A 25911-nucleotide genomic window follows, 5' to 3' on the forward strand; every position below is an offset into this window, starting at 1 on the left:
ACCGGCACACCGGGGCATGGCCACTCCGCTCGAAGACATCATCGCCAAGGCGATCAAGGACGCGGACAAGTCCTTCTTCAACGAGGACTACACCAAGCAGGCGCGCTCGGTGATGAACGCGCTGAAGAAGGCCGGCTACGAGGTCGCCCCCATCCGCCCGCCCGAGGGGCTGGTGGAGTGGGCCAAGGAGAACATCCCCTTCGGCCGGCTGCGTCCGGCGGAGCTGATTACCCAGATGTATTCGATGATGGTGGAGAATGTTCGCCGCTTCGACAAGTAATAGGCTGAACGGCAAAACGGCGTTTGCGCCCTGGTAATACCAGCTGCAGCAAAGCCCGTTAGTTTTCAGGCACTTCCCGCGGTGCGCCATTTTGGCCACGGCCAAGTCCCTGCCGTTGACTCGTGTGCGGTAGAGGCGTAATTCAATCGCCAAACACAGCAGGGCTTAAAACTTTCGGTCTCGCATCACCCGCCGTCGCGGCAACAGCCCTCCTTGCCGCGACCGGTCGCCGAACTGAGGACGACGCAATGGCAAACGGCAGCGGTCGGCCGCTCTCCCCGCATCTGCAAGTCTACAAACTCCCCAGGACCGCGATCCTGTCCATCACGCACCGCATCACGGGCGTGGGGCTGGCCGTCGGTACCCTTCTGCTGACCTGGTGGCTGGTCGCCGCCGCCACCAGCCCCGCCGCGTACGAGCGCGCGCAGCACTTCATCGGCTCGTTCTTCGGGCTGCTGCTTATGTTCGGCTGGTCGCTGGCGCTCTACTACCACCTGTGCAACGGCATCCGGCATCTGGTGTGGGACGCCGGCAAGGCGTTCGAGCTGAGCGAGGCCGACCGCGGCAACCAGATCGTCATCGGTGCGGCGGCCGTGCTGACCGTGCTGACCTGGATCATCGGCCTGGCCGTGTGGTGAGGAGAGAAGACATGGCGTCCAACAGCAAGACCCTCCGCTCGCCGCTGCAGATCGCGCGCGGCCTGGGCTCCGCCAAGCACGGCACCGAGCATTGGTGGCACCAGCGCGTGACCGCCATCGCCCTTGTTCCGCTGACCATCTGGTTCGTCTTCGGCGTGATCCGCCATCTGGGCGCCGACCACGCGGCCTTCGTCGCGTGGCTGCAGTCGCCCTTCTCGGCGCTGATGATGGTGCTGACCGCCGTGGTCACCTTCCACCACGCCCAGGGCGGGCTGCAGGTGGTGATCGAGGACTACGTGCACAACGAGATGGCGAAGATCCTGAGCATCCTGGCCGTGAAAGCCCTGTGCTTCGTGCTGGGTGCCGCCTGCGTCATCGCCGTCCTCAAGATTTCGTTCGGAGCCTGACGAGCCATGGCCGCCTACGATATTATCGATCATTCCTATGACGTCGTCGTCGTCGGTGCCGGCGGCGCGGGCCTGCGCGCCACCTTCGGCATGGCCGAGAAGGGCCTGAAGACGGCGTGCATCACCAAGGTCTTCCCGACCCGCTCGCACACCGTGGCCGCCCAGGGCGGCATCTCGGCGGCGCTCGGCAACATGAGCGAGGACGACTGGCGCTTCCACATGTACGACACCGTCAAGGGGTCGGACTGGCTGGGCGACCAGGACGCCATCGAGTACATGTGCCGCGAGGCCATTCCGGCGATCATCGAGCTGGAGCACTACGGCGTGCCCTTCTCGCGCACGCCGGAAGGCAAGATCTACCAGCGCGCCTTCGGCGGCATGACCGCCCATTACGGCAAGCAGCAGGCCTACCGCACCTGTGCGGCCGCCGACCGCACCGGCCACGCCATCCTGCACACCCTCTACCAGCAGTCGCTGAAGCACGAGGCGGAGTTCTTCGTCGAGTATTTCGCGCTCGACCTCATCATGGAGGACGGCGTCTGCAAGGGCGTGGTGGCCTGGAACCTCGACGACGGCACCATCCACCGCTTCCGCGCCCAGCTCGTCGTGCTGGCCACGGGCGGCTACGGCCGCGCCTACTTCTCCGCCACCTCGGCCCACACCTGCACCGGCGACGGCGGCGGCATGGTGCTGCGCGCCGGCCTGCCGCTGCAGGACATGGAGTTCGTGCAGTTCCACCCGACCGGCATCTACGGCTCCGGCTGCCTCATCACCGAGGGCGTGCGCGGCGAGGGCGGCTACCTCACCAACTCCAACGGCGAGCGCTTCATGGAGCGCTACGCGCCGTCGGCCAAGGACCTCGCCTCGCGCGACGTGGTGTCCCGCTCGATGACCATCGAGATCCGCGAGGGCCGCGGCGTCGGTGAGCACAAGGACCACATCCACCTGCACCTGGAGCATCTCCCGCCGGAGATCATCCACCAGCGCCTGCCCGGCATCGCCGAGACGGCCAAGATCTTCGCCGGCGTGGACGTCACCAAGGAACCGATCCCGGTTCTACCGACGGTGCACTACAACATGGGCGGCATCCCCACCAACTTCCGGTGCGAGGTGGTCAACCCGACTGCCGAGGACCCGGATCGCGTGGTGCCCGGCCTGATGGCCATCGGCGAGGCGGCCTGCGTGTCGGTGCACGGCGCGAACCGCCTGGGCTCCAACTCGCTGCTCGACCTCGTGGTGTTTGGCCGTTCGGCGGCCATCCGCGCCGCCGAGATCGTCGAGAAGGGCAAGTCGGTGTCGTCGTCCGCCGCCGCGACCGACGTCGCCCTGGAGCGCTTCGACCGCATCCGCAACGCCAAGGGCTCCATCAAGTCGTCGGAGCTTCGCCTGGAGATGCAGCGGACCATGCAGAACAACTGCGCGGTCTTCCGCACCGGCGAGGTGCTGGAGGAGGGCGTCAAGCTCATCGACCAGACCTTCGCCAAGAAGAGCGACATGGCGATCAGCGACCGTTCGCTGGTCTGGAACTCCGACCTCGTCGAAGCCATCGAACTGGACAACCTGCTGTACCAGGCGGTCGCCACGCTCCACTCGGCGAAGAACCGTCCGGAGAGCCGCGGCGCCCACGCCCGCGAGGATTATCCGGACCGCGACGACGAGAACTGGATGAAGCACACCGTCATCGAGGTGTCGGACAAGGGTGAGACGAAGATCGGGTACCGCCCGGTCCATCTCTACACCCTGACCGACGAGGTGCAGGTGTTCCCGCCCAAGGCCCGCGTCTACTAAGGCGGCAAGAGCAAGGCAAGGATACGAACCATGGTCGAATTCAACCTGCCCGCCAATTCCAAGGTCGGCGTCGGCAAGACCATCAACGCCGCCAGCGGCGCCAAGCGGGCGAAGACCTTCAAGATCTACCGCTGGTCGCCGGATGACGGGCAGAACCCGCGGGTCGACACCTACGTCGTCGACCTCGACAAGTTCGGCCCGATGATCCTGGACGCGATCATCTACATCAAGAACAACATCGACTCGACCCTGACCTTCCGGCGGAGCTGCCGCGAGGGCATCTGCGGGTCCTGCGCGATGAACATCGACGGCACCAACACGCTGGCCTGCCTGAAGGCCATCGAGGAGGTGAAGGGCGACGTCAAGATCTACCCGCTGCCGCACATGCCGGTGGTCAAGGATCTCGTCCCCGACCTGAAGCACATCTACGCCCAGCTCGCCTCGATCAAGCCGTGGCTGCAGTCGCAGTCGCCGGCCCCGAGCCGCGAGCGCCTGCAGTCGCCGGAGGACCGCGCCAAGCTGGACGGCCTCTACGAGTGCATCCTGTGCTTCTGCTGCTCGACCTCTTGCCCCAGCTACTGGTGGAACGGCGACCGCTACCTCGGCCCGTCGATCCTGCTCCAGGCCTACCGCTGGATCGTGGACAGCCGCGACGAGATGACGGGCGAGCGCCTCGACAACCTCGAGGATCCGTTCCGCCTCTACCGCTGCCACACCATCATGAACTGCACCAAGGCGTGCCCGAAGGGCCTGAACCCGGCCAAGGCCATCGCCGAGATCAAGAAGCTGATGGTTCAGCGCCGCTGATCCGTCCGCTTCGGTTCGTTGATGAGGAACGGGGCGCCTCCGCAAGGGGGCGCCCCGTTTTCTTTGGCCGTTCGGCGTCTGCGTTTACGCGAAGTCGGGATCGGTGGGCCGGGACGGCGGCAGGTCGTCGTTGGGCAGGGGGGAGGGCATGTCCTCCTGCGGGCCGGGAGTCGGCAGGTCCGGGTTGTCGGTGAGAGGGCCCGGGGTGGGAAGGTCCTGACCCGGCGGCGGGAAGGGCGGGGCCGCGCGCAGCGGCTGCGGAAAGGCGCTCGAATAGGTCCAGCCCATGGATCGGTCGCTCCCGAAGTGATGAGGGTGTCCTTCATCAACCGTCCGGCTGGCCCGTCTGCGCAGGTTGACCGGCGGCGATGAGGGGGTATGCTTTTCGAGGGATCGAACCATCCGGATAGAACCAACCCGAAGCCAAAAAGGGAGAGGATCATGGGCAGCACGGCCGGTCAGGCGTTGAGCTACATCCAGGGCGAATGGATCGCGGGCAACCCCGCCATCGTCGGCCCGATGACTCACGCGCTCTGGCTGTCTTCGGTCGTCTTCGACGGCGCCCGCGCCTTCCAGGGCGTGGCCCCCGACCTCGACCGCCACTGCGCCCGCGTCGTGCGCTCCGCCCAGGTGATGGGCCTCGCCCCCATGCTGACCGCCGGGGAGATCGAGGAGCTGTGCTGGGACGGCATCCGCCGCTTCCCCAAGGAGGCCGAGCTGTACATCCGGCCGATGTTCTACGCGGAGGAGGGCTTCGTCGCCCCCGACGCCGAGAGCACGCGCTTCGTGCTGTCGGTCTACGAGGCGCCACTGCCCAGCGCCGCCGGCTTCACCGCCGGGCTGTCCAGCCGCCGCCGCCCGGTGCCGGACATGGCGCCGACCGAGGCCAAGGCCGCCTGCCTCTACCCCAACGCCGGACTGGCCCTGAAGGAGGCGCGGGAGCGCGGCTTCGACAACGCCATCATGCTCGACCCCATCGGCAACGTGGCGGAATTCGCGACGGCCAACCTGTTCATCGCCAAGGACGGGGTGGTGCGCACGCCGGTGCACAACGGCACCTTCCTCAACGGCATCACCCGCCAGCGCGTGATCGCCCTGCTGCGCGACGACGGCGTGACGGTGGAGGAGGCCAGCCTGAGCCCCCGCGACGTGCTGGAGGCGGACGAGGTGTTCTCGACGGGCAACTACGCGAAGGTGGTGCCGGTTACCCGCGTCGAGGAGCGCGCCCTGCAGCCCGGTCCCCTGGCGGCGCGGGCGCGGGGCCTCTATTGGGAGTTCGCCTTCCGCTGACCCTTTTCGGCCCACACGGAACGCCGGCTTTCGGGCGGTATGCGGCCCGAAAACCGGCTTGATGGGTGGTTCATTCCGCGGCATGATTCCTTCGAACGGTGGCCTGGCCCACCGACGGAAACGGTCGAGGGGGAAAGGGAATGCAATTCCGCGAACGGCGCCGCGTGATCCAGGTGATCCGCACCGTCTACGATCCGGACTTGAAGCGCGGCCGCTCGGAACTGGTCGGGAAGATCGACAAGGCCGCGCCCGCGGTCACCGACAAGCTGCAGAAGAACTGCACGCCGGAAGAACTGTCGGAAGTCCTCAGCTATCTGGACGACCGCCACCACCGCCTGCGCAACGAGGCGGTGCGCGCCGGGGCGGAAACCCTGCCGGCCCAGATGCGGGAGGCGGCGGAGTATTTCCGCACCCACCGCGACGACGACGCGCGGGCCTTCGCCACGGACATCCGCATGGCGTGGGAGGAGTTGAAGACGGCCCTGCGCGAGGCCGGCTTTTCAAAGAGCAAGGTGTTGAAGAGGGGCGTCGAGCGAGCGGAGGCGGAGCGGGCGGAGGCGCCGGTGCCCTCCGCGCCCTTGGTCGTGGAGGACGCGGCTGGTCCGATGACGTCCCCATCCCCCGCGGCGCCGGTGCGCAAGCCGCGCGCAAAAAAGGCGCGGACCACGCCCGCCGCGGTGGAGGGGACGGCCCCGGAAGCGGACGGGACCGGAGCCCCACCGGCGGCCTGAGAACCGCGCCGCTTCACCCGTCGATGCGGACCAGCGCGCTGGCGGCGTTGCGGTGATGGGTCAGCGAGGCGACGAGCCGGGCCAGCCATTCATCGGTGATGACCCGGTCGACGGGCAGGGTGCGGCGGCGGCGCGCCGAGCCCCGACGCGCCTCCGCGGCCAGCCGGTTGTGCAGGCGAAGCGCGGCGGCGTGGGCCAGGGTGGCGCAGCGCTCCGCCCCGCCGAGAACCGCCGTCCGCAGAGCGCCGCGCGGCGGCGTGTCGTCGTGATGACGTTCCAACTCTTCCAGAAGGGACGGGCCGGGAGGCGTTCTGGCGATGCCGGTCATGATCGGACATTGGATCATGCCGCCGCGATTGTAAAGGAAAAATATCCTAGGACGGTGTGCCGCCGCCGTGACGCTTACTGGCTCGCCCAGACGATGCGGGCCATCCAGGCGACCTCGGCGCGCGGGATGCTGCGGTCCGGATGGGCGCGGTTGATGGAGATCAGCTCGATCTTGGTGGCGGTTTCGCGGACAAGCTGCTTCGCCATTACCTCGCCGCCCTTGGTGCGGACGACGACACGGTCGTTGCGCCGGATCTGCGCGGCGGGCGAGACGATGATGGTGTCGCCGTCGCGGTACACGGGGTCCATGCTGTCCCCGGCGATCTCCAGCGCGTAGGCGTGGGGGTCGCCGATGCTGGGGAACAGAAGCTCGTCCCAGCCCACGCCGGAGGGAAAGCCGGCGTCGTCGAAAAAGCCGGCGTTGCCCGCCTGCGCGTAGCCGATGACCGGCACCCGTTGCAGCGAACCCGCGCCGGCGGAATCGCCGACGAGGCTGACGAATTCCGACAGCGACGCGCCGGTCGCCTCCAGAACCTTGGACACGCTCTCCGTCGAGGGCCAGCGGAGCTTGCCGTCGCCGGTGGTCCGCTTGCTCTTGTTGAAGGTCGTCGGGTCCAGCCCCGCGCGCCGCGCAAGCCCGGAGGCCGACAGCCCGTGCTGGGCCGCGAGGCGGTCGATCGCCCGCCAGATGTCCGCATGTTTGAGCATGGGAGGATAATCACATAATCGCGCCGGGCAGTCCCTAGGAACCTATTCATATTTTCCTTGACGGAGGACTTTAATCAGTACATAACGTGAACATGTGTTCGCCAGCCGCGCGCACCGCGGCCCATCCGGCGCTCCGCCCGAGAGCGAAGCTGCGCCCGCGAACGCATTAGCTGCAATTCCGAGGGAGACCCGCGCATGGTCCAACGCCGCAACACGTCCATGGTCCTGTCCGACGCCGTCGGGGAACCATTCGTCAGCGCGGAGGAAGCGTGGTTCTGGTCGGTCCAGGCGCAGGACGCCAAGGCCGCCGGCGCCCGCATCGCCGCCGGGCGGGGGCTGGTCCAGCGCCCGTGCGAGCCCGGCGACGTGCTGTGCGCGGTGGACCGGCTGTACCGCCGTCGCCTGCTGATCCGCGACCATCTGCATGTGCTGGTCCATTACGGGCGCCGGCTGATGGCGCCGGACCCGGCGCGCTACCGCGAGCAGCGCGCCCACACGCTGTGGCGGGAGGCGTTCGACCGGCTCCGTCCCGTGCTGCGCGAGAAGGGGATCGTCCAATGAGCACGCCGATGCCGCAGCCCTGCCGGATGGTCCCCGGCCGGCCGGGAGCGGACGCGCCGCGCGCCTGGGTGGTCTTCCGGGGCGAGGCGGAGCTGTGGTGGCTGCGCCTGCTGAAGCCGGGATTCCGCCACTGCTTCGCGCTGCTCCACGACGGGCGCCGCTGGGTGATCGTCGATCCGCTCTCGCCCTTCACCGACGTGTCGGTCCTCGACCTGCCCGCGGCCTTCGACCTGCCGGGCTGGTACCGCGGGTTGGGGATGGCGGTGACCCCGGCGCCGCTGCGGCGCGGCCTGACCCGGGCGGCCCCCTGGGGACCCTTCACCTGCGTGGAGGCGGTCAAGCGCCTGCTGGGGCTCCACGCGCCGGGGGTCCTGACGCCCTGGCAGCTCTACCGGCGGCTGACGCGGCCCGCCGCCGCATCCTGATCCGTGCCGCCGCGTCCCATCACGAACGAGGAATCCCTGTCCATGGCGAACCTGTTCAAAGCGCCGCGGCCGACGGCGCCACCCGCGCCCGCCCCGGAGCCCGCCTCGGTCCCCGTCCCCCAACCCGTGCCGACGCCCGCCCCGGAGCCCATCCCCGTGCCGCCCCCGGCACCGCCGCCCGCGGAGGCACCGGCGCCGGCGCCCGTCACGACGCCCTGGTGGAACACGGTCCCGGACCCGCTTCCCGAACCCGCCGCCCCGGTGGTGGAGGCGCCCGCCGCCACGCCGCCGCCCGCCGCCGCTCCGGCCACCCCGGCCACCGAGGAGGAGAAGGACCCGGCCAAGGCCGCCGAGGCGCTGATCCAGCGGCGCAACCGCGGACGGGCGGGGACGGTCCAGACCTCCTGGCGGGGAGCGCTCGACGTCGGTCCGCTGGTGCCGCTGCGCAAGCGCCTGCTGGGGGAGTGAGACCATGCCCGAGATCACGCCCGACACCGCTCGGGAGCGCCGCAAAGCCGGCGGCCCCCCGTCGCCGAACGCGCCGGAGCGGCTGCTCGAACGCTACCGGGCGGCGCGGGAGCGCCGGTCGGTCTGGGAAAGCCACTGGCAGGACTGCTACGACCACGCCCTTCCCAACGGCCAGCCCTTCCGCGGCGGCGGCACGCCCGGCGAGCGGCGGGTGGACCGGCTGTTCGACGGAACCGCGCCGGACGCGGTGGAGCAGCTCGCCGCCAGCCTGCTGGCCGAGCTGACCCCGCCCTGGTCGCGCTGGTTCGGGCTGCAGCCCGGCCCGTCGCTGCCGGACGGCGAGCGCGACCGCGTGGCCCCGATGCTCGACCGCGCCGCCGGCATCCTGCAGGCGCATGTCGACCGCTCCAACTTCGCCGTGGAGATCCATCAGGCCTTCCTCGACCTCGTGACGGTGGGCACCGCCTGCCTGCTGATGGAGGAAGCCCCGCCCGGCGGCGCCTCCAGCCTGCGCTTCGCCGCGGTGCCGCTGGCCGAGGCGGTGCTGGAGGAGGGGGCGGACGGGCGGCTGGACGGCACCTTCCGGCGCAGCGAGGCGACGCTGGCCCAGATCGAGCGGCGCTTTTCCGGCGTGACCATCCCGGACGCGGTGCGGGAACGCGGCGCCGCGGAGCCGGACAGCCGCTTTCCGCTGGTCGAGGCGGTGCTGCCGGACGGGCTGGCCTACCGCTGGACGGTGGTCCTGGACAGCGGGCTGGCCGATCCGGCCACGCTGGCCGAGGGGCGCTTCGCGCAATCGCCCTTCATCAACTTCCGCTGGCTGAAGGCCCCGGGGGAAACCTATGGCCGGTCGCCGGTCATGAAGGCGCTGCCCGACATCAAGACCGCCAACAAGGTGGTCGAGCTGGTGCTGAAGAACGCCTCCGTCGCCGTCACCGGCATCTGGCAGGCCGACGACGACGGGGTGCTGAACCCCGCCACCATCCGGCTGGTGCCGGGGACGATCATCCCCAAGGCGGTGGGGTCGGCCGGGCTGACGCCGCTCGCCAATCCCGGGCGGTTCGACGTGTCGCAGCTCGTGCTCGACGATCTGCGGGCGCGCATCCGCCACGCGCTGCTCGCCGACCGGCTGGGGCCGCTGGACCAGCCGCGCATGACCGCGACCGAGGTCGTCGAACGCTCCGCCGAGATGGCGCGGCTGCTCGGCGCGACCTACGGGCGTCTGCAGGCGGAGCTGCTGACCCCGCTGGTGCTGCGCGCCGTCGGCATCCTGCGCCGCCGCGGCGAGATCCCCGACATCGCGGTCGACGGGCGCACGGTCGCTCTGCAGCACCGCTCCCCGCTGGCCCAGGCGCAGGCGCAGCGGGACGTGCAGGCGACGCTGCGCTGGCTGGACACCGCCCGCCAGCTCGGCCCGGAGGCGCTGTCCGCGGTGGACGTCGCGGCGACCGCGCGCTGGCTGGGCGAGGCCTTCGGAGTGCCCGCCAAGCTGGTGCGGGCGGAGGCGCCCCATGGCTGATCCGGCCGGCCGGACCCGCAGCGGCTGGGACTGGCTGGAGGGTGTGCCGCCCGCCGAGGCCGTTCCGGCCGGCGACCCGGCGCCCAGCTTCGCCCGCTGCTTCGCCGGGCCGGATGGCACCCGGGTGCTGGCGACGCTGAGGGCGATGACCGTGGACCGCACGCTCGGCCCCGACGCCTCCGACGCCGCGCTGCGCGATCTGGAGGGCCAGCGCCGTCTCGTCGCCCTGATCCTCGCCCTGACCGCCCGCGGGCAGGGCGCCTGAGTCGTTCATCGATCCTGTGTCTTTCATCGATAAGGAGCAAGCCATGGCCGACAACCTGCTGACCTCGCCCGTTCCCGGCGCCCCGCCCGCGGTGCCCGAAAAGTTCCGCGACCCGGAGACCGGGGCGGTGCGCGTGGAGGCGCTTCTGAAGTCCTATCTGGAGCTGGAGCGCAAGCTGTCCGCCCCCGCCTCGCCTCCCGGCGGCGGCGAGGGGGCGGGCCTGCTGAAGGCGCCGGGCGTGCCGGACGGGCCGGAGGGCTATTGCATCGCCTGCGACCACGGCCTGTTCGAGCCGGACCCGGCGGTCAACGGCCGCCTGCACGGCGCCGGCTTCACGGCGGAGCAGGCGCAGCTCGTCTACGACCTTGCCGCCGAGCGGCTGGTCCCGCTGATCCAGGAGCTGGCCGCCGAGTTCCAGGCGGAGCGCGAGGTCGAACGGCTGTCCGCCCAGTTCGGCGGAGCCGAGCGCTGGCGGGAGGTCTCGCGCCAGCTCCACGCCTGGGCGGTGAAGAACCTGCCGCCCGCCGCGGTGGAGGGCCTGTCGACGACCTATGAGGGTGTGATGGCGCTTCACCGGATGATGACCGGCGGCGAGCCCGCCGCCCTGTCCATGCCGGCCGGCGCGCCGTCCGCCGGCGGGGAGGCGGAACTGCAGGCGCTGATGCGTGATCCCCGCTATTGGCGGGACCGCGATCCGACGGTGGTGTCGCGGGTGACCGACGGGTTCCAGCGCCTCTATCCGACCGGCTGACCGGCCGCCGGACCGCCGGCGCGGCCTTGCGGAAGGACCCGCGAAGCCGCGCCGGCTGGGCGAAATGTCGCAGCCGGTTTGAAAAGGACGACGGGGGACCAATGCGGTCAACTTGGACGTTGCGTGTTTGAAATAAAAAAGCGACGCTTTCGCGCAGAATGACAACCGCCCGGAAGCAGCCGGGCGTGACGATTGCCGCCGGGACCGTGATGACGCTGCGCCGCAAGATCCGCTGGCTGACCTGGGTCGGCCTGATCGGCTGCCTGATGGCGGCCATACCGGCGCTTTACCTGCTGCGCAGCGGATTGATCTCGGAACGGGAACGGCTGACCCACGCGCTGGTCGGGTCGGCGCACGCCATGCTTGGCGAGATCAACGCGTCCATCGAGGCGGGCGCCCTGGCGCGGGACGAGGGGCAGGGACAGGCGCGGCTGGCGCTGCGGGCGCTGGGGCGCGATCCCTTCCATGTCAGCGTCTTCACCGACGGGCGCGTGCCGGAGGGGTGGATGGACGAGGGCCATGCGGTCCGCGCCAGCCAGACCTTCGAGCCCTGGGGCTGGGCCATCGCGGCGGCCAGCGGGACCGACGACCTCGACCGCGAATTCGCCATGGAGGCCCTGGCCTTCGTCCTGTTCATCGCCGTTCTTCTGGTGCTGAGCTGGCCGCTGTCGGTGTTCCTGTCGCAGCATGTGCTGGGTCCCATCGAGGCGCTGTCGGAGCGGATGGAGCGGCTGACCGAAGGGCAGACCGGCATCGACATCCCCGGCCGCGACCGCAAGGACGAATTCGGCGCCATGGCCCGCGCCATGGAGTACTTCCGGCAGGCCGCCGAGGCGCTGATCGTGCGCGACGAGCGGCTGTACGGCATCATGAGCAACATCGGCGAAGCCATCGTGCTGGTGGGCGAGGACGGGCTGGTCGAAGAGCACAACCCGGCGGCCGTCGCGCTGTTCGGGGTGCCCGCGGAGCGGCTCGACGGCCATCGCTTCGCCGACCTGTTCGCGGAGGAGGACCGCGAGCGCGTCGCCCGGCTGCTCGGTCCGGGTGCGCCGGCCGGCGATGCCGCGGCGGGGGTGGGGACCGGCGGCCGCACCGAGCGCGCCGAGGAGCTGGTGATCGAGCGGGCGGACGGGCGGATCGACGCCTCGCTCTCCCTGTCCTGCCTGGACGTGCAGGGGCGGCGCAGCTACGTCTGCGCGCTGGCCGACATGACCGAGCGGCTGCGCCACGAGCGGGAGCTGCTGCGGCTGGCCACGCGCGACCGGCTGACCGGCCTGCCGAACCGCGCCCTCATCGAATCGCTGCTCGACACCTCGATCGAGCGGGCGCGGCGTCACGGCCGCCGCTTCGCGGTGCTGTGCCTGGACCTGTCGCGCTTCAAGCTGATCACCGACACGCTGGGCCACCACGCCGGGGACCTGCTGCTGCAGGAGGTCGCCTCGCGGATCGTCGTCACGGTGCGGGCCAGCGACACGGTGGGGCGCATCGGCACCGACGATTTCGCGGTGATCCTCGACGAGGTGGGCGAGGCGAAGGAGGCGGAGATCGCCGCCCAGCGCATCCTGGCCGCCTTCGACGAGCCGGTGCTGCTGATGGGGACGGAGCATTACGTCCGCCCGTCGATCGGCATCGCCCTGTTCCCCGACCACGCCGACAGCGCGCAGGAGCTGATCCGCTCCGCCGACACGGCGCTCTACGCGGCCAAGCGGGCCGGCGGCAGGCGCCACGCCTTCTTCCGCAAGGAGCTGGCCGACCAGGCGCACCGCCATCTGGCACTGGACCGCGACCTGCGGGCGGCGCTGGCGCGCGGGGAGTTCCAGCTCCACTACCAGCCCAAGGTGTCGCTGGTCGACCAGTCGCTGGAGGGGTTCGAGGCGCTTCTGCGCTGGGACAAGCCCGGCTTCGGCATGATCCCGCCCGGCGAATTCATCCCGGTCGCCGAGGACACCGGCTTCATCGTGCCGCTCGGCGACTGGGTGCTGGACGAGGCCTGCCGCCAGCTGCGCGACTGGATCGACCGCGGCCTGGAGCCGGTTCCGGTGGCCGTCAACATCTCGCCGCGCCACCTGCGCCAGCGCTCCGCCGAGGATTTCCGCCGCATCATCGACCGCCACCGCCTGTCGCCCGATCTGGTCGAGCTGGAGATCACCGAGGGCGCGGTGATGCAGGACATGGACCACGCCCTGTCGGTGCTGGCGGCGCTGAAGGCGATGGGCATCCGCGTGGCGGTGGACGATTTCGGCACCGGCCATTCCTCGCTGAGCTATCTGAAGCGGCTGCCGGTGACGACGCTGAAGATCGACCGCTCCTTCGTGAACGGCGTGCCGAGCGCGCGGGAGGACAACGGCATCGTCTCCACCATCATCGCCATGGCCGACATGCTGGGGCTCGACGTGGTGGCGGAGGGCGTGGAGAAGCAGGAGCAGGCCAATTTCCTGCGCCACCACAACTGCACCCTGGTCCAGGGCTGGCTGACGGGTCGCCCGGTCCCCGCCGGGCAGGCCGCCGATCTGCTGGCCATGCGCCTGCGCCGGACGGCGTGACGACGGGAAGGGCCGGGGGCCGTCGCCCCCGGACCGTCCCGTCCTGCTCCAGACGTCAGCGCAGCGCGCCCTTGACGTCCTCGTACTTGTCCTTCTGCCAGGACTCCAGGCCCTTGAGCTCGCTCTCCGTCATGTTGACGGTCAGGCGCTTGCCCTTCATGTGCAGCCGCTCCAGCGGCAGGACGACGTCCTTGTCGCTGATGTCGGCGACGTGGTCGACGTCGATCACCGCGTAGGTCTGGCCGCCCTTGCGGACGATGCCCTCGATCTCGGCGATGTCCTTGCCGTCGCTGCCGTAGACGTCCTTGCCCTTGAGCTGGGCCGCGGTCATCTTCGCGACCGCCGGGTCGAGCGAGCCGTGGGTGGCCGCGACCTGCCCGGTCGCCTTGTTGTTCGGAACCTCCTTGGCGGTGGTGCCGGACATGCTTTCGGCCAGGGCCGGCGTGGCCAGCAGAAGCGCCGCGACGCCGCAGGCGGTGATGATCGTCTTCATGAAGCGTATTCCTTTTTTATGCCGTGTTTTCGGGCCGTTGAGGCCAACCATTCAACAGCGTGGCTCCGGGGGATATTCCGCGCTCCAAGGGGGTAACGCGGCAAGCGAGGAGCGCTTGAATAAGGAAAATATTCTTGACATGAAAGGGCGAATGTCCTAGAAACGGTCTTGCCAACGCCCCTCGTGCGTCCCCTCACACGACGGGCCGCAGCATCCCGAACCTCCCCTCCACGCCTGTCCTGAAAAAGGCTGGCCGGACAACCGAAAGGCCCGGCCAGCCTCTTTCTTTTTTCGCGCTTCGCCCGCGGCCGGGCGCGCGTCCCCTCATCCTGTTCCGGGATCGGGCGCGCCTGACAACCGGGTGGCGGAATGCTTCCCGCCGGACGGGACCCCGCAGAACGCGAAAGGAATACAATCCAATGTCCACCTCGGTCGCTCAGGCTTTCGTCAAGCAGTTCGAACGCGAAGTGCACGACGCCTACCAGCGCATGGGCTCCAAGCTGCGCAACACGGTGCGCACCAAGAACAACGTCCAGGGCGCCTCCACCGTCTTCCAGAAGGTCGGCAAGGGCACCGCGTCGACCAAGGCGCGCCACGGCGCCGTCCCGGTGATGAACCTGGACCACACGCCGGTCGAATGCACCCTCTACGACTTCTACGCCGGCGACTGGGTCGACCGGCTGGACGAGCTGAAGACCAACATCGACGAGCGGCAGATCATCGCCAGCGCCGGCGCCTACGCGCTGGGCCGCAAGACCGACGAACTCATCCTCGGCGAGTTGAACCGGTCCACCAACTTCGCGGGCGGCGCCGGGGACGGCATGACCAAGGCGAAGGTGCTGACGGCCTTCGAGAAGCTGGGCGAGTCCGACGTGCCGGACGACGGGCAGCGCTACGCCGTCGTCGGCTGGAAGCAGTGGAGCCAGCTTCTGGGCATCGACGAGTTCGCCAGCACCGAATATGTCGGCGCCGACGAGTTGCCCTGGCGCGGCACGCAGGCCAAGCGCTGGCTGGGCACGCTGTGGATGCCCCATTCCGGCCTGAAGGCCGAGGGCGGGGTGCGGCTGTGCCACTGGTACCACAAGACGGCCGTCGGCCACGCCTCCGGCGCCGACGTGAAGACGGACATCTCGTGGCACGGGGATAGGGCCGCGCACTTCGTCAACAACATGATGTCGCAGGGCGCCGGCCTGATCGACGCGGCGGGCGTCGTGACCATGCGCTGTCTGGAAGCCTGACCCCGGACACCTGACGCTCCCCGCCGACGACCGATCTGGAGTTTTCCCCATGCCCTATCTTCCGAAGGACCTGAGCGTCCTCGCCTACGCCAACGGCTTCACCCTGTGGCACTACACGACGCCGGACGCCGCCACGCTGGTGGACAACAGCGGCTATTTCAACGGCGCGTCCGACCTGCTGCGCAGCGGCGACATGATCCTGGCCAACACCGGCACCGGCGGGACGCCCGCTGCCGGCGTCTTCGTCGTCGCCGCCAACGCGGCGGGGGTGGTGGACGTCGCCAATCTGTCGCCCTTCGGCGCGTCCAACACCGACTGACGACCCCCTTCCCACCCACATTCTGGAGGCAGCATCATGACCGTTTCGTCCGGTTGTTCCTGGCTGGTTCCCACCGGCGCCGTTTTCGCGTTCGGCGGCGCCAGCGCCCCCGACGGCTATCTGTTCTGCGACGGCAGCCTGCTCGACGAGGCCAGCCACCCCGCCCTTGCGGCGATCCTGGGCCGGGCGTTCAGCGGCGCCTCCGACGCCGCCGGCACCTTTCGTGTCCCGGACCTGCGCGGCCGCGTGCCCGCCGGCCTGGACGGCATGGGCGGCACCGCGGCCAACCGCGTGACCTCCGCCGGAGCCGGCATCGACGGCACGACCCTCGGTGCGGCGGGCGGCGAGCAGGTCCACACCCTGACCATCGAGGAGATGCCGAACCACAGCCACGAGGTGTGGTGGTTCAAGATGGGAAACAACTTCGCGGGCGGCAACGGCGCCATTCCCCAGCGTCAGCAATCCTCGGGCGTCGGCGGCGGCCAGCCGCACAACACCATGCAGCCGACCCTGATCCTGAATTACGTCATCAAGGCCTGATCACGGCTCACGCCAAGCCGGGGCGTTCAAGCGCCCCGGCATCCTTCCTCTGTTTCGAAGGATCGAACCCATGGCATTGACGGCCATCGGGCTGTGCAGCCGCGCGCTCCTCAAGATCGGGGCGACGGCGATCACCGCCTTCGACGAGGGCACCGCCGAGGCGGAGGTCGCGGCGGGCCTCTACGAACCGGCGCGCGACGCGCTGCTTTCCGCCAACGCCTGGAGCTTCGCCACCCGGCAGGCCCGGCTGGCGCGGCTGGCCGACGACCCGGTCGCCGATTACGGCGCGGCCTTCCAGCTTCCCGCCGATTTCCTGCGCGCGCTCGGCGCCGGGGCGGGCGGGCGGGGCCGCGGGCTGGACTACCGCATCGCCGGGCGCGCGCTGCACGCGGCGTCCGACGCGGTGGTGCTGACCTATGTCGGGCGCCCGGCGGAAGAGGACTTCCCCGCCTTCTTCGACCAGGCGCTGATCGCCCGGCTGGCCGCGGAATTCTGCATTCCGCTGACCGAGAGCACGAGCCGGGCGGAGCTGCTGCAGCGGCTGGCCGAGAGCGAGTTCCGCCGCGCCCGCCAGATCGACGCCCTGCAGGACAGCCAGCCGGGCTTCGAGGATTTCACCCTGATCGACGCGAGGGGCTGATGGCGCGGATCCGTCAGGTGAAGACCAATTTCACGGCGGGGGAGATCTCCCGCCGGCTGCTCGGGCGCGGCGACCTGCGCGCCTACGACAATGGGGCGCTGGCCCTGCGCAACCTGTTCATCCACCCGACCGGCGGGGTGACGCGCCGCTCCGGCCTCGCCTTCGTCGATCCCGCCCGCGGCGACGGGCGGCTGGTCGCCTTCGAGTTCAACACGGAGCAGACCTATCTGCTGGTCTTTTCCGACGGCCGGATCGACGTCTACGGCAACGACGCGCCCATCGCCAGCGTCGCGGCTCCCTGGACCGCCGCCCAGCTTCCCCAGATCACCTGGACGCAGAGCGCCGACACGCTGCTGGTCTGCCACCCGGACGTGCCGCCGCGCAAGCTGACCCGGAGCGGCGCCGACGCCTGGGCGCTGACTGGCTGGAGCTACGTCGCGGAGGGGGAGCGGGTGGCGATGCCCTTCTACCGCTTCGCCGATCCCGCCGTGACGCTGACCCCGTCGGGCACCGACGGGCTGGTGACGGTGACCGCCTCCGCCCCGGTCTTCGATCCGAAGCAGGAGGGCACGCGCCTGCGCATTCAGGGCAAACAGCTCCGCGTCGAAGGGGTGGTGTCGGCGACGCAGGTCACCGCGACGGCGCTGGAGACGCTGGCCGGAACCGCCGCGACGACGGCCTGGGACGAGCAGTCCTTCTCGCCGCTGCGCGGCTGGCCGGTGTCGGCGGCCTTCCATCAGGACCGGCTGGTCATCGGCGGGTCGCGCGACCTGCCCAACCGGCTGTGGCTGTCGCGCTCCGCCGACCTGTGGAACTTCGACCTCGGCTCCGGGCAGGACGACGAGGCCATCGAGTTCGGCATCCTGTCCGATCAGGTCAACGCGGTGCGCGCCGTCTTCTCCGGGCGGCATCTCCAGGTCTTCACCTCCGGTGCCGAATACATGGTGTCGGGCGACCCGCTGACGCCGCAGAACATCCAGGTCCACCGGCAGACGCGCATCGGCTCGCCCGTCGACCGCTCCGTGCCGCCGCGCGACGTGGACGGGGCCACCCTGTTCGTGTCGCGCAACGGGCGGGAGATCCGCGAATTCCTCTACACCGACACCGAGGCCGCCTATCAGGCCAACGATCTGGCGCTGCTCGCCCGGCATCTGGTGGTGAAGCCGTGCGACCAGGATTATGACCAGGGCCGCCGCCTGATGTTCGTGGTGATGGAGGACGGCGCGCTGTGCGCCCTGACCGTCTACCGGCTGGAACAGGTGACCGCCTGGACCCGGCTGGAGACCGACGGGGCGGTGCGCTCCGTCGCGGTGGTCGGGGACGAGGTCTACGCGCTGGTCGACCGCGCCGGGCGGTGGAGCGTGGAGCGCTTCGACGACGCCCTGAACCTCGACGCCGCCCTGGTCGGCGACCACGACTCCCCGACCGCGGTGTGGAGCGGGCTGGACCATCTGGAGGGGCGGACCGTCGCGGTGGTCGCCGACGGGACGGTGCGCGCCTCCGCCGCCGTCGCCGCCGGCAAAATCGTGCTCGACCCGCCGGCACGCCATGTCGAGGCCGGGCTGCCCTACAGCCACCGCATCGACCCGCTGCCGGTCAGTCTGATCGGGCAGGCGGGCGGGACGGACGCGGTGCGGCTGGTCTCCGTCGGCTTCCGGCTGGAGGAGACGGCGGCGCTCCACGCCGATCTGGGGCGCGGGCTGCAGGAGCTGCCGCTGCACCGGACGGGGCCGCAGCCGGCGGGCGGCGTTCCGGCGCTGGTCTCCGGCGACCGCAAGCTGCGGGCGCTGGGCTGGCGGCGCGACAGCGACCGGCCGCTGTGGAGCATCCGGCAGGACGCGCCGCTGCCCTTCACGCTTTTGTCCGTAACCATGGAACTGAGGGTGAACGACTGATGGGCGGAATCACGACCCTGGCCACGACGGCGCTGCCGCTGGCCAACGCCGTCGCCGACACGGTGGACCGCGTTTCCGGCACCTCGGACAGCGCGCGCCGGCAGCAGGCCGCCGACGAGCGCCGCTACGCCCAGCAGGCGGAGCAGCAGCGCCTGCAATGGCAGCGCGAGGACGAACTGCGCCGCCAGGACCAGGAGCTTCAGCGCCGGAAGGAGGAGCAGGCCCGCGCCGAGGCGGAACGGCAGCGCGCCCGCGAGATGGACTGGTTGGCGCAGAGCCAGAATCTGGCCGCCGGGCAGCTCCGCGCCGGGCAGGCCGCCACGCTGGCCGACAAGGAGGGGGACGCCCGCACGCGGCTGGCCCAGATCTCCGCCGCCGCGCAGTCCGACGAGCGGCGGCGGGTGGACGCCCTGCGCCGCACCGTGGCGCGCACCCGCGCGACGCTCGGCTCCAACGGGGTCAGCGCGGCGGATGGGTCCGGCGAGGCGATCCTGCTCGGCGTCGTCAAGGACAGCGCCGCGGAGCGCGGGGAGGCCGAAGGCGCCGACCGGCTGAAGCGCGAGGCCATCCAGCAGGAGGTGGACAGCGTGCGCCGCCGCAACCTGCTGGAACAGGCGCAGCTCGCCGAGCGCCAGCGGCTGGAGTTCATGAGCCGCTTTTATTGATACCTCCCGGTCCATCCACGCAGCAGGAGGGGCGCCCCCATGCCCAGCGCATTCGACGTTCCGCGCGGCAACCCGCGCGTCCAGTATCTTGCCGACGGCGTGCAGACCGACTTCGTCTTTCCATTTCCGATTTTCGAGGATGGCGACCTCCAGGTCTTCCTGGGCGCGGCGCGGCAGACCACCGGCTACGCGGTGAGCGGCGCCGGGGAAACGGCGGGCGGCACGGTGGCCTTCGCAACACCGCCGGAAGCGGGGACGCCCGTTCTGCTGCGCCGCCGCCTGCCCATCGAGCGGATCAGCGACTTCCTGGAGAGCGGGCCGCTTCCGGCCGCCAGCCTGAACCGCGAGTTCGACCAGCTCACCGCGGCGCTCCAGCAGGTGGCCGGCGACCAGGAGCTGATGCTGCGCTACACCGACACCGATCTGCCGGCCTCCAACCGGCTGCCGGAGCGGGCGGTGCGGGCCGGCCAGCTCCTCGCCTTCGACTCCGCGGGCAACCCAACCGCCCGCAAGCCGGTGGACGAGGAGGCGCTGTCCACCTTCGTCGCTCCCGGCGCCGGCGCGGTGCGCCGTCCCGTGCGGGAGAAGCTGGCCGACGCCCTGTCGGTGAAGGATTTCGGCGCGGTCGGCGACGGAATCGTGGACGACACGCGGGCGATCCAGGCCGCGCTGACCAGCGCGGACGCCGTCCATGTGCCGCCGGGCACCTACCGGATCACCGACACGCTGACGGTGGGCTACGGCCAGACCCTGCACGGGGCGGGGCAGAGGTCGGTCATCGCCGGAGCCTCGGCGGGGTTCGACCTGATCCATCTGCCGGACGGCTACGCCACGGTGAGCGGCCTGCGGCTGGAGCGGGGCGACGCCGCGGTGAAGCTGTTCGGGCGGGACGGCCCCTGCGTGCACAACACACTGAGCGACCTGACCATCTGGGACCCGCGGGTCGGGCTGCTGTTCGACGGTTACACCGACCCCAATTGGCCCTGCTACTGGAACATGGTGTCGCGCGTGCTGGTGGCCCGCCCGTCGCTGCACGGGGTGTGGCTGACCCGGACGGGGGAGGGCGACACGCCCAACGCCAACCGCTTCTCCATGGTGCGCGTCTATTCCCTGTCGGCGCCCATCGCCGGCTGCGGCTTCTTCGTGGAGCAGGGCAAGTACAACAACAGCTTCCAGGACTGCGAGGCCAACCTGTCGACCATGGCGCTGGCCTGCTTCCGCGTCGGCGCCAACACCGACAAGACGCTGATCCTGAACTTCTACGCGGAATCCCTGGGCGGCGTGCCCAACGTGCAGCTCGACGCCGGGTCGGTCGAGACGGCCATCGTCAATCTGCTGTCGATGTCCGCCGGGCCGGCGATTTATGACAAATCCGGCGGTCGCTACACGGCGGTGAACGCCGGCTATCCGGAAAAGAACCGGCTGGCGCGCAGCCGCGTTTCCGAACTGGTCGTCGAGGCCCTGCGCTACGACACCGAATATGTGGAGCCGCCGGCCGGCGGGGTGATCGCGCTGGATCTCACCAGCTCCGTCTATCTGGCCAGCGCCTACAGCGGCGACGTGGAGCTTCGGTTGCCGGCGGCCGGGGCGGCCAACGGCCATGCCGTGACGGTGAAGCGGACCGACGCCTCCACCCACCGCCTGATCCTCACCGAGGAGGGCGGGCCGGGGCCGGACGGGCGGACGGCGGCGCTGGGCAACCGCTACGACTTCGTGACCGTGGTGTCGAACGGGGCGGGCTGGTGGGTGGTGGCCGGCAACAACCGGCCGGGCAACGCCCATTTCCACGACCAGCCGGGCCTGTTCGAGCCGGACCTGACCCAGGCGCTGTATCTGGTCAGCGCCTTCAACGGCGCGGTCACGGTGCGGCTGCCGCCGCCGGGGGCGCTGCACGCGGTCGGGCGCACGGTGACGGTCAAGAAGGCCGACGTGTCGGGCAACCCGGTCACCGTCACCGTGCTGGGCGGCGGCGGGCCGGACAACGCCCCGGTGACCCTGGGCGCCACCGGCAGCGCGGTCACGGCCATGTCCAACGGCGCCGGCTGGCACATTCTGGGACGGGTGGCGTGATGGAGGCGGCGGAAACGCGCAAGAAGGGCTTCTTCGCCTTCGTCCAGGACTGGAACCGGCAATCGGAGCTGACCACCCCCCGCCACCATCTGCAGATCGCGGCGTGGCTGGAGCGGCAGTCGGCCGGCGTCGAAGCGCTTGGCGTCGCAACGCTTGGCGTCGGGCCGCGCCTGCTGCTGATGGCCTTCCGCGGGGCGGGCAAGTCGTCCATCGTCGGGCTGTTCGCCGCCTGGATGCTCTACCAGGACCCCAACCGGCGGCTGCTCGTCCTGGCGGCGGACCTCAAGCTGGCCAAGAAGATGGTGCGCAACGTCAAGCGCATCATCGAGCGCCACCCCGACACCCGCGGCCTGAAGCCGCCGGCGAAGGAGCGCGACCAGTGGGCCGCCGACCAGTTCACCGTCATGCGGGCGCTGGAGCTGCGCGACCCCTCCATGATGGCGGCGGGTGTGGACGGCAACATCACGGGCAGCCGCGCCGACGTGGTGATCTGCGACGACGTCGAGGTGCCGCGCACCTCCGGCAGTCCGGGCAAGCGCGCCGACCTGCGCGAAAAGCTGGCGGAGATCGACTATCTGCTGGTGCCGGGCGGGGTGCAGCTCTATGTCGGGACGCCGCACAGCTACTACTCCATCTACGCGGAGGAGCCGCGGACGGAGGCGGGGGAGACGCGCCCCTTCCTGGACGGCTTCGCCCGGCTGGTCCTGCCGGTCTACACCGACGGCCCGGACGGACGGCGCCGCTACGCCTGGCCCCAGCGCTTCGGCGAGGCCCACGTCAACCGCATCCGCAAGTCGACAGGCCCCAACAAGTTCACCAGCCAGATGCTGCTGCAGCCGGTCAACGAGGCAGAGGGCTTCCTCGACCCCGACCGGCTGGGCCGCTACGACGGCGAACTGGAGTACCGGGAGTCGGCGGGGCGGGCGGTGCTGACGCTGAACGGCCTGCGTATGGCCTCGGCCTCCTGCTGGTGGGACCCGGCCTTCGCGCGCCCGGCGGCGGAGGGCGGCAAGCCGGGCGATTCCAGCGTCGTCGCCGCCGTGTTCGGCGGGTCGGACGGGCGTTTCTACCTGCACCGCCTGCTCTACCTGTCGGTGGACCCCGGCGATCCGGACACCGAGGCGGAGCAGCAATGCCTCCAGGTCGCCCGCTTCCTGGAGCGGCACCATCTGCCGGCGGTGCATGTGGAGATCAACGGCATCGGGCGCTTCCTGCCCGGCCTGCTGCGCAAGGCGCTGCGCGCGGAGAAGGTCGGCGCCGCCGTGGTCGAGGAGGCGAGCCGCCGCGCCAAGGCGCTGCGCATCCGCGAGGCGTTCGACGCCCTGCTGGCCGACCGCCGGCTGCTCGCCCACGCCACGGTGTGGGAGACGCCCTTCATCCGCGAGATGCGCGAATGGTCGCCGGACGGACGCTACGCGGGCCGCGACGACGGGCTGGACGCGGTGTCCGGGGCGCTGTCCTGCGAGCCCTTCCGCTTCGACCGCCAGCCGTCGCCGGGCCGCAAGCCGGACTGGCGCGCCGCTGCGGCGGCGCCCCCGGTGGAGGCGTGGGACGTGTGACCGTTCCCGCGGCGTCCCCTGGCTCGACGGGCCGCCTTCCCTGACCGGAGGGCGGCCCTTTCTTTTTGCCTTTTTCCTTTGGAGAACGGAGATGCAGGAGTCCATCGACCTGTCCTGGTGGATCACGGCGGTCGAACTGCCGGTGATGGGCGGGCTGTTCTGGCTGATCGCCCGGCTGCGCCGCGACGCCGAATCCGCGCTGGAGACGGTGCGGGCGCGCGCCGAGACCGCCCAGGCGCAGGTGCGCGAGAGTCTGGCCGCCTACAAGCTGGAGGTCGCCAAGACCTACGTCTCGGTCGCGATGCTGAAGGATGTGGAGCGGCGGCTGACCGACCATCTGCTGCGCATCGAGACCAAGCTGGAGAACGGCTGCGCGCCGTTCGCCCCGCCCTACGGCGACGGAGGCCGCCGATGAGGGCGCGTATCCTCAAGCCGGAACCCGGCCCGGCCGTCCCGCCGCCGGAAACGCCCGCCGGCGCCTCCGGCCAGGCCGTCGACACACTCGCCCGCACCCTGTGGGGGGAGGCGCGCGGCGACTCCGTGCGGGCCATGGAGGCGGTGGCGGCGGTGGTGATGAACCGCGTCGGCCGTGCGCGCGACCATGGCGGCTGGTGGTGGGGCAACGACGTGGCCGGCGTCTGCCGGTTGCCGGGACAATTCGCCTGCTGGGACCCCGACGCGCCGGGGCGGCTGGGGCTGCTGTCGGTGAGCGCGTCGGACCCGGTCTTCGCCGCCGCCCAGCGGATCGCCCGCCGCGCCGTGGCCGGCCTGCTCGACGACCCAACCGGCGGTGCGACCCATCTGCACCGGGCGGGCGGAAACCCGCAATGGGCGCAAGGGCGCAGCGTCTGTGCCGAGATCGGCGGCTTCCAGTTCTACAACGACGTCGAATGACGCCCCGGTGACGCGCCGGCGTTTCCCCGCCGCGTCCCGGCGGGCCGGACATCCGGGTCCGGACCGCCGCCGCGGAAGGAGACTGTGGAACGGACCGGTCAGGCGGCTTCCTTGATCATCGCCAGATAGATCTTCCAGGCCGTCTCGACCGAGACGCCGCCGGCGCGCGACCCGGCGGCCAGCATCGCCGCCGAGGGCTTCAGCGGAACGGGCGTGCTGCTGGGCTCGACGGCGGCGGCCAGGGGGGCGTTGTCCACGCTGGACACGATCACCCCATGGATGTGCGAATCGAGCGCGTGTTCCACCGGGTGCCGTTCCTTCACAACATTCATCGCAATCGCGTTCATGGGGCATCTCCTTGCTTGCCCATCTCTCAGCAAACCCGATGCCAACTCCGATAAGTTGCCGCCGGAGCGGCGGACGCCCTGGAGAATCCTTGATTCTGCGGCTTTTCCGTGTGGTCGGCGGGGTGCGATGCGGCGAAACGGCGAATTTTCCTTCTGCAAAATGCCGGGGGATTCCCGAGGCCGCGTTTGCAAATTGCGAAGCAAACAGCGCAACGACCGATTCTGAAGTTATCAACGCGCCGCCGGCCGTCCCGAATTTGCCACGGCTGGCTTTGGCGGGCGGCTTTGCGGTAAGGTCGCCGTGCCATGACTGAACGGATCATTTTTCATATGTGCCGCGCCGCGGAGTGGGAGCGGGCGCTCGCCGCCGGGGCCTACCACGGCTCGTCGCAGGATGCGGCGGACGGCTTCATCCACTTCTCCACCGGCGCCCAGGTCGAGGAAAGTGCCGCCAAGCACCGCGCCGGGCAGGATGGCCTCGTCCTGCTGACCGTGGACGGCGCCGCGCTGGGCGACGCGCTCCGCTGGGAACCGTCGCGCGGCGGCCAGCTCTTCCCCCATCTCTACGGCCCGCTGCCGCCCGCGGCGGTGCTGCGCGCCGACCCGCTGCCGCTGGGGCCGGACGGCCGCCACGTCTTTCCGGCGGCCTTCAAGGACACCGCACCGTGATCGACCTCTTTCCCATCGTCGGCCCCGTCCTGCGCAGCTTCGATCCGGAGACGGCGCACGGGCTGACCATCAAGGCCCTGTCGAGCGGGCTGATGCCGCCGGTGCGGGAAAAGGACGATCCCATCCTGCGGACCACGGTGATGGGGCTGGAATTCGCCAACCCGGTCGGCCTCGCCGCCGGCTTCGACAAGAACGCCGAAGTGGTGGACGCCATGCTCCGGCTGGGCTTCGGCTTCGTCGAGGCGGGCAGCGTCACCCCCCGCCCGCAGCCCGGCAACCCGAAGCCGCGCCTGTTCCGCGCGCCGGAGCAGGGGGCCGTCATCAACCGCATGGGCTTCAACAACGAGGGGCTGGAGCCCTTCGCCCAAAGGCTGGAGCGACGCCTGTCCGGCGGGCGCAAGGCGCCGGGCCTCGTCGGCGCCAACCTCGGCAAGAACAAGGACACGGTGGAGGCGGCGGACGACTACGTCCTCGGCGTGACCCGGGTGGCGGCTCTGGCCGACTATCTGGTCGTCAACGTGTCCTCCCCCAACACGCCGGGCCTGCGCGCGCTCCAGGGGCGCGACCCGCTGCGCACCCTGCTGGGCCGCGTTCTGGACGCCCGGTCGGCCTGCCGGCTGGCCAAGGCGCCGCCCGTCCTGCTGAAGATCGCCCCGGACCTGACCGACGAGGACAAGGCGGACATCGCCGCGGTCGCGCTCGAGTCGGGCATCGACGGGCTGATCGTGTCCAACACCACCATCGCCCGGCCGGCGGACATCCCCGAGCCGCTGCGCGCGGAGGCCGGCGGCCTGTCCGGCAAGCCGCTGTTCGCGCCCTCGACCGCCGTCCTGCGCGAGATGTACGGGCTGACCGGCGGCAAGCTGCCGCTGGTCGGGGTGGGCGGCATCGCGTCGGGCGCCGACGCCTACGCCAAGATCCGCGCCGGCGCCTCGCTGGTGCAGCTCTATTCCGCGCTGGTCTATGCCGGGCCGGCGCTGGTGCTGGCGATCCGGCGCGACCTCGCCGCCCTGCTGCGCCGCGACGGCTTCGCCTCGTTGAGCGACGCGGTGGGGGCGGATCACCGCTGAGCGG

31 protein-coding genes are annotated in these 25911 nt (G+C 70.6%); 26 read left to right on the top strand and 5 right to left on the bottom strand.

What is annotated here, in order from left to right:
- The first annotated feature begins 16 nt into the window (after nt 1–16).
- From ABVN73_RS01510 to ABVN73_RS01530, 5 genes are all read left to right on the top strand, one after another.
- Nucleotides 17–280 (top strand): hypothetical protein, encoded by a 264-nt coding sequence (locus tag ABVN73_RS01510; RefSeq protein WP_353858623.1) that lies wholly within the window; start codon nt 17–19, stop codon nt 278–280.
- 248 nt (nt 281–528) lie between these two features.
- On the top strand, nt 529–918 hold the full coding sequence (gene sdhC, locus ABVN73_RS01515) for a succinate dehydrogenase, cytochrome b556 subunit (RefSeq protein WP_353858624.1): 390 nt from the start codon (nt 529–531) through the stop codon (nt 916–918).
- 11 nt (nt 919–929) lie between these two features.
- Nucleotides 930–1325 carry a succinate dehydrogenase, hydrophobic membrane anchor protein gene (gene sdhD, locus ABVN73_RS01520; protein WP_353858625.1) on the top strand — a complete coding sequence of 132 codons (396 nt, stop codon included), beginning with the start codon at nt 930–932 and terminating at the stop codon, nt 1323–1325.
- 6 nt (nt 1326–1331) lie between these two features.
- On the top strand, nt 1332–3113 hold the full coding sequence (gene sdhA, locus ABVN73_RS01525) for a succinate dehydrogenase flavoprotein subunit (protein ID WP_035675802.1): 1782 nt from the start codon (nt 1332–1334) through the stop codon (nt 3111–3113).
- 30 nt (nt 3114–3143) lie between these two features.
- A complete protein-coding gene (locus ABVN73_RS01530; RefSeq protein ID WP_014241601.1) occupies nt 3144–3920 on the top strand; it encodes a succinate dehydrogenase iron-sulfur subunit in 777 nt (258 codons plus the stop codon).
- An 84-nt stretch (nt 3921–4004) separates the two neighbouring features.
- Here the strand turns inward: ABVN73_RS01530 and ABVN73_RS01535 are convergent, their stop codons facing one another.
- A complete protein-coding gene (locus ABVN73_RS01535) occupies nt 4005–4208 on the bottom strand; it encodes a hypothetical protein (protein ID WP_137139889.1) in 204 nt (67 codons plus the stop codon).
- Nucleotides 4209–4361: 153 nt separating this feature from the next.
- Between ABVN73_RS01535 and ABVN73_RS01540 the strand changes: the two genes are divergently transcribed.
- The gene (locus ABVN73_RS01540; protein WP_353858626.1) at nt 4362–5210 is read left to right on the top strand and encodes a branched-chain amino acid aminotransferase; all 849 of its coding nucleotides are present in this window, start codon (nt 4362–4364) and stop codon (nt 5208–5210) included.
- A 140-nt stretch (nt 5211–5350) separates the two neighbouring features.
- Entirely contained in the window at nt 5351–5941 is a 591-nt protein-coding gene (locus ABVN73_RS01545) for a hypothetical protein (protein ID WP_353858627.1), read from the top strand.
- Between the two features lie 13 nt (nt 5942–5954).
- Here ABVN73_RS01545 and ABVN73_RS01550 read toward each other — a convergent pair whose 3' ends face one another.
- Nucleotides 5955–6269: a hypothetical protein gene (locus ABVN73_RS01550; RefSeq protein ID WP_353858628.1), complete on the bottom strand. Its 315-nt coding sequence runs from the start codon at nt 6267–6269 to the stop codon at nt 5955–5957.
- A 74-nt stretch (nt 6270–6343) separates the two neighbouring features.
- Nucleotides 6344–6976, bottom strand: a complete 633-nt coding sequence (locus ABVN73_RS01555) for a helix-turn-helix transcriptional regulator (RefSeq protein ID WP_145677380.1) — start codon at nt 6974–6976, stop codon at nt 6344–6346.
- A gap of 195 nt (nt 6977–7171) precedes the next feature.
- Here ABVN73_RS01555 and ABVN73_RS01560 point away from each other — a divergent pair, with 195 nt between their 5' ends.
- The 7 genes from ABVN73_RS01560 to ABVN73_RS01590 all read left to right on the top strand — a co-directional run bounded on the left by ABVN73_RS01560 (nt 7172) and on the right by ABVN73_RS01590 (nt 13508).
- Nucleotides 7172–7537 carry a hypothetical protein gene (locus ABVN73_RS01560; protein WP_353858629.1) on the top strand — a complete coding sequence of 122 codons (366 nt, stop codon included), beginning with the start codon at nt 7172–7174 and terminating at the stop codon, nt 7535–7537.
- Nucleotides 7534–7962: a hypothetical protein gene (locus ABVN73_RS01565; RefSeq protein WP_353858630.1), complete on the top strand. Its 429-nt coding sequence runs from the start codon at nt 7534–7536 to the stop codon at nt 7960–7962. The genes ABVN73_RS01560 and ABVN73_RS01565 overlap by 4 nt, the downstream gene beginning before the upstream one ends.
- Before the next feature lie 42 nt (nt 7963–8004).
- Nucleotides 8005–8430 (top strand): hypothetical protein, encoded by a 426-nt coding sequence (locus ABVN73_RS01570; protein WP_353858631.1) that lies wholly within the window; start codon nt 8005–8007, stop codon nt 8428–8430.
- 4 nt (nt 8431–8434) lie between these two features.
- Nucleotides 8435–9949, top strand: a complete 1515-nt coding sequence (locus ABVN73_RS01575) for a portal protein (protein WP_353858632.1) — start codon at nt 8435–8437, stop codon at nt 9947–9949.
- A complete protein-coding gene (locus tag ABVN73_RS01580) occupies nt 9942–10214 on the top strand; it encodes a hypothetical protein (protein WP_353858633.1) in 273 nt (90 codons plus the stop codon). The genes ABVN73_RS01575 and ABVN73_RS01580 overlap by 8 nt, the downstream gene beginning before the upstream one ends.
- A 43-nt stretch (nt 10215–10257) precedes the next feature.
- On the top strand, nt 10258–10965 hold the full coding sequence (locus ABVN73_RS01585) for a hypothetical protein (protein ID WP_353858634.1): 708 nt from the start codon (nt 10258–10260) through the stop codon (nt 10963–10965).
- Nucleotides 10966–11150: 185 nt separating this feature from the next.
- Complete coding sequence (locus ABVN73_RS01590) at nt 11151–13508, top strand: EAL domain-containing protein (protein ID WP_353858635.1); 2358 nt, start codon at nt 11151–11153, stop codon at nt 13506–13508.
- Nucleotides 13509–13563: 55 nt separating this feature from the next.
- Here ABVN73_RS01590 and ABVN73_RS01595 read toward each other — a convergent pair whose 3' ends face one another.
- Nucleotides 13564–14001 (bottom strand): PRC-barrel domain-containing protein, encoded by a 438-nt coding sequence (locus tag ABVN73_RS01595; RefSeq protein ID WP_353858636.1) that lies wholly within the window; start codon nt 13999–14001, stop codon nt 13564–13566.
- Nucleotides 14002–14420: 419 nt separating this feature from the next.
- Between ABVN73_RS01595 and ABVN73_RS01600 the strand changes: the two genes are divergently transcribed.
- The 10 genes from ABVN73_RS01600 to ABVN73_RS01645 all read left to right on the top strand — a co-directional run bounded on the left by ABVN73_RS01600 (nt 14421) and on the right by ABVN73_RS01645 (nt 23821).
- Nucleotides 14421–15239: a phage capsid protein gene (locus tag ABVN73_RS01600; protein WP_353858637.1), complete on the top strand. Its 819-nt coding sequence runs from the start codon at nt 14421–14423 to the stop codon at nt 15237–15239.
- 49 nt (nt 15240–15288) lie between these two features.
- Nucleotides 15289–15558 (top strand): hypothetical protein, encoded by a 270-nt coding sequence (locus ABVN73_RS01605; protein ID WP_353858638.1) that lies wholly within the window; start codon nt 15289–15291, stop codon nt 15556–15558.
- A 36-nt stretch (nt 15559–15594) separates the two neighbouring features.
- Nucleotides 15595–16098, top strand: a complete 504-nt coding sequence (locus tag ABVN73_RS01610) for a tail fiber protein (RefSeq protein ID WP_353858639.1) — start codon at nt 15595–15597, stop codon at nt 16096–16098.
- A gap of 70 nt (nt 16099–16168) precedes the next feature.
- Nucleotides 16169–16738: a hypothetical protein gene (locus tag ABVN73_RS01615; protein ID WP_353858640.1), complete on the top strand. Its 570-nt coding sequence runs from the start codon at nt 16169–16171 to the stop codon at nt 16736–16738.
- The gene (locus tag ABVN73_RS01620; RefSeq protein WP_353858641.1) at nt 16738–18633 is read left to right on the top strand and encodes a hypothetical protein; all 1896 of its coding nucleotides are present in this window, start codon (nt 16738–16740) and stop codon (nt 18631–18633) included. The genes ABVN73_RS01615 and ABVN73_RS01620 overlap by 1 nt, the downstream gene beginning before the upstream one ends.
- Nucleotides 18633–19298, top strand: coding sequence for a hypothetical protein (locus tag ABVN73_RS01625; RefSeq protein WP_353858642.1), 666 nt, complete (start codon nt 18633–18635; stop codon nt 19296–19298). Before ABVN73_RS01620 ends, ABVN73_RS01625 begins: the two co-directional genes overlap by 1 nt.
- A 39-nt stretch (nt 19299–19337) precedes the next feature.
- The gene (locus tag ABVN73_RS01630) at nt 19338–21368 is read left to right on the top strand and encodes a glycosyl hydrolase family 28-related protein (RefSeq protein ID WP_353858643.1); all 2031 of its coding nucleotides are present in this window, start codon (nt 19338–19340) and stop codon (nt 21366–21368) included.
- Nucleotides 21368–22927, top strand: a complete 1560-nt coding sequence (gene terL, locus ABVN73_RS01635; RefSeq protein ID WP_353858644.1) for a phage terminase large subunit — start codon at nt 21368–21370, stop codon at nt 22925–22927. Before ABVN73_RS01630 ends, terL begins: the two co-directional genes overlap by 1 nt.
- A 91-nt stretch (nt 22928–23018) precedes the next feature.
- Nucleotides 23019–23342, top strand: coding sequence for a hypothetical protein (locus tag ABVN73_RS01640; RefSeq protein WP_353858645.1), 324 nt, complete (start codon nt 23019–23021; stop codon nt 23340–23342).
- Nucleotides 23339–23821 (top strand): cell wall hydrolase, encoded by a 483-nt coding sequence (locus ABVN73_RS01645; protein ID WP_353858646.1) that lies wholly within the window; start codon nt 23339–23341, stop codon nt 23819–23821. Before ABVN73_RS01640 ends, ABVN73_RS01645 begins: the two co-directional genes overlap by 4 nt.
- Before the next feature lie 98 nt (nt 23822–23919).
- Here the strand turns inward: ABVN73_RS01645 and ABVN73_RS01650 are convergent, their stop codons facing one another.
- Nucleotides 23920–24168, bottom strand: coding sequence for a hypothetical protein (locus ABVN73_RS01650; RefSeq protein WP_353858647.1), 249 nt, complete (start codon nt 24166–24168; stop codon nt 23920–23922).
- Nucleotides 24169–24474: 306 nt separating this feature from the next.
- Here ABVN73_RS01650 and ABVN73_RS01655 point away from each other — a divergent pair, with 306 nt between their 5' ends.
- Entirely contained in the window at nt 24475–24837 is a 363-nt protein-coding gene (locus ABVN73_RS01655; RefSeq protein WP_353858648.1) for a DUF952 domain-containing protein, read from the top strand.
- Nucleotides 24834–25907 (top strand): quinone-dependent dihydroorotate dehydrogenase, encoded by a 1074-nt coding sequence (locus tag ABVN73_RS01660; RefSeq protein ID WP_353858649.1) that lies wholly within the window; start codon nt 24834–24836, stop codon nt 25905–25907. The genes ABVN73_RS01655 and ABVN73_RS01660 overlap by 4 nt, the downstream gene beginning before the upstream one ends.
- Nucleotides 25908–25911: the final 4 nt, after the last annotated feature.

The sequence above is a fragment of the Azospirillum formosense genome, from assembly GCF_040500525.1.
Classification (GTDB): domain Bacteria; phylum Pseudomonadota; class Alphaproteobacteria; order Azospirillales; family Azospirillaceae; genus Azospirillum; species Azospirillum formosense_A.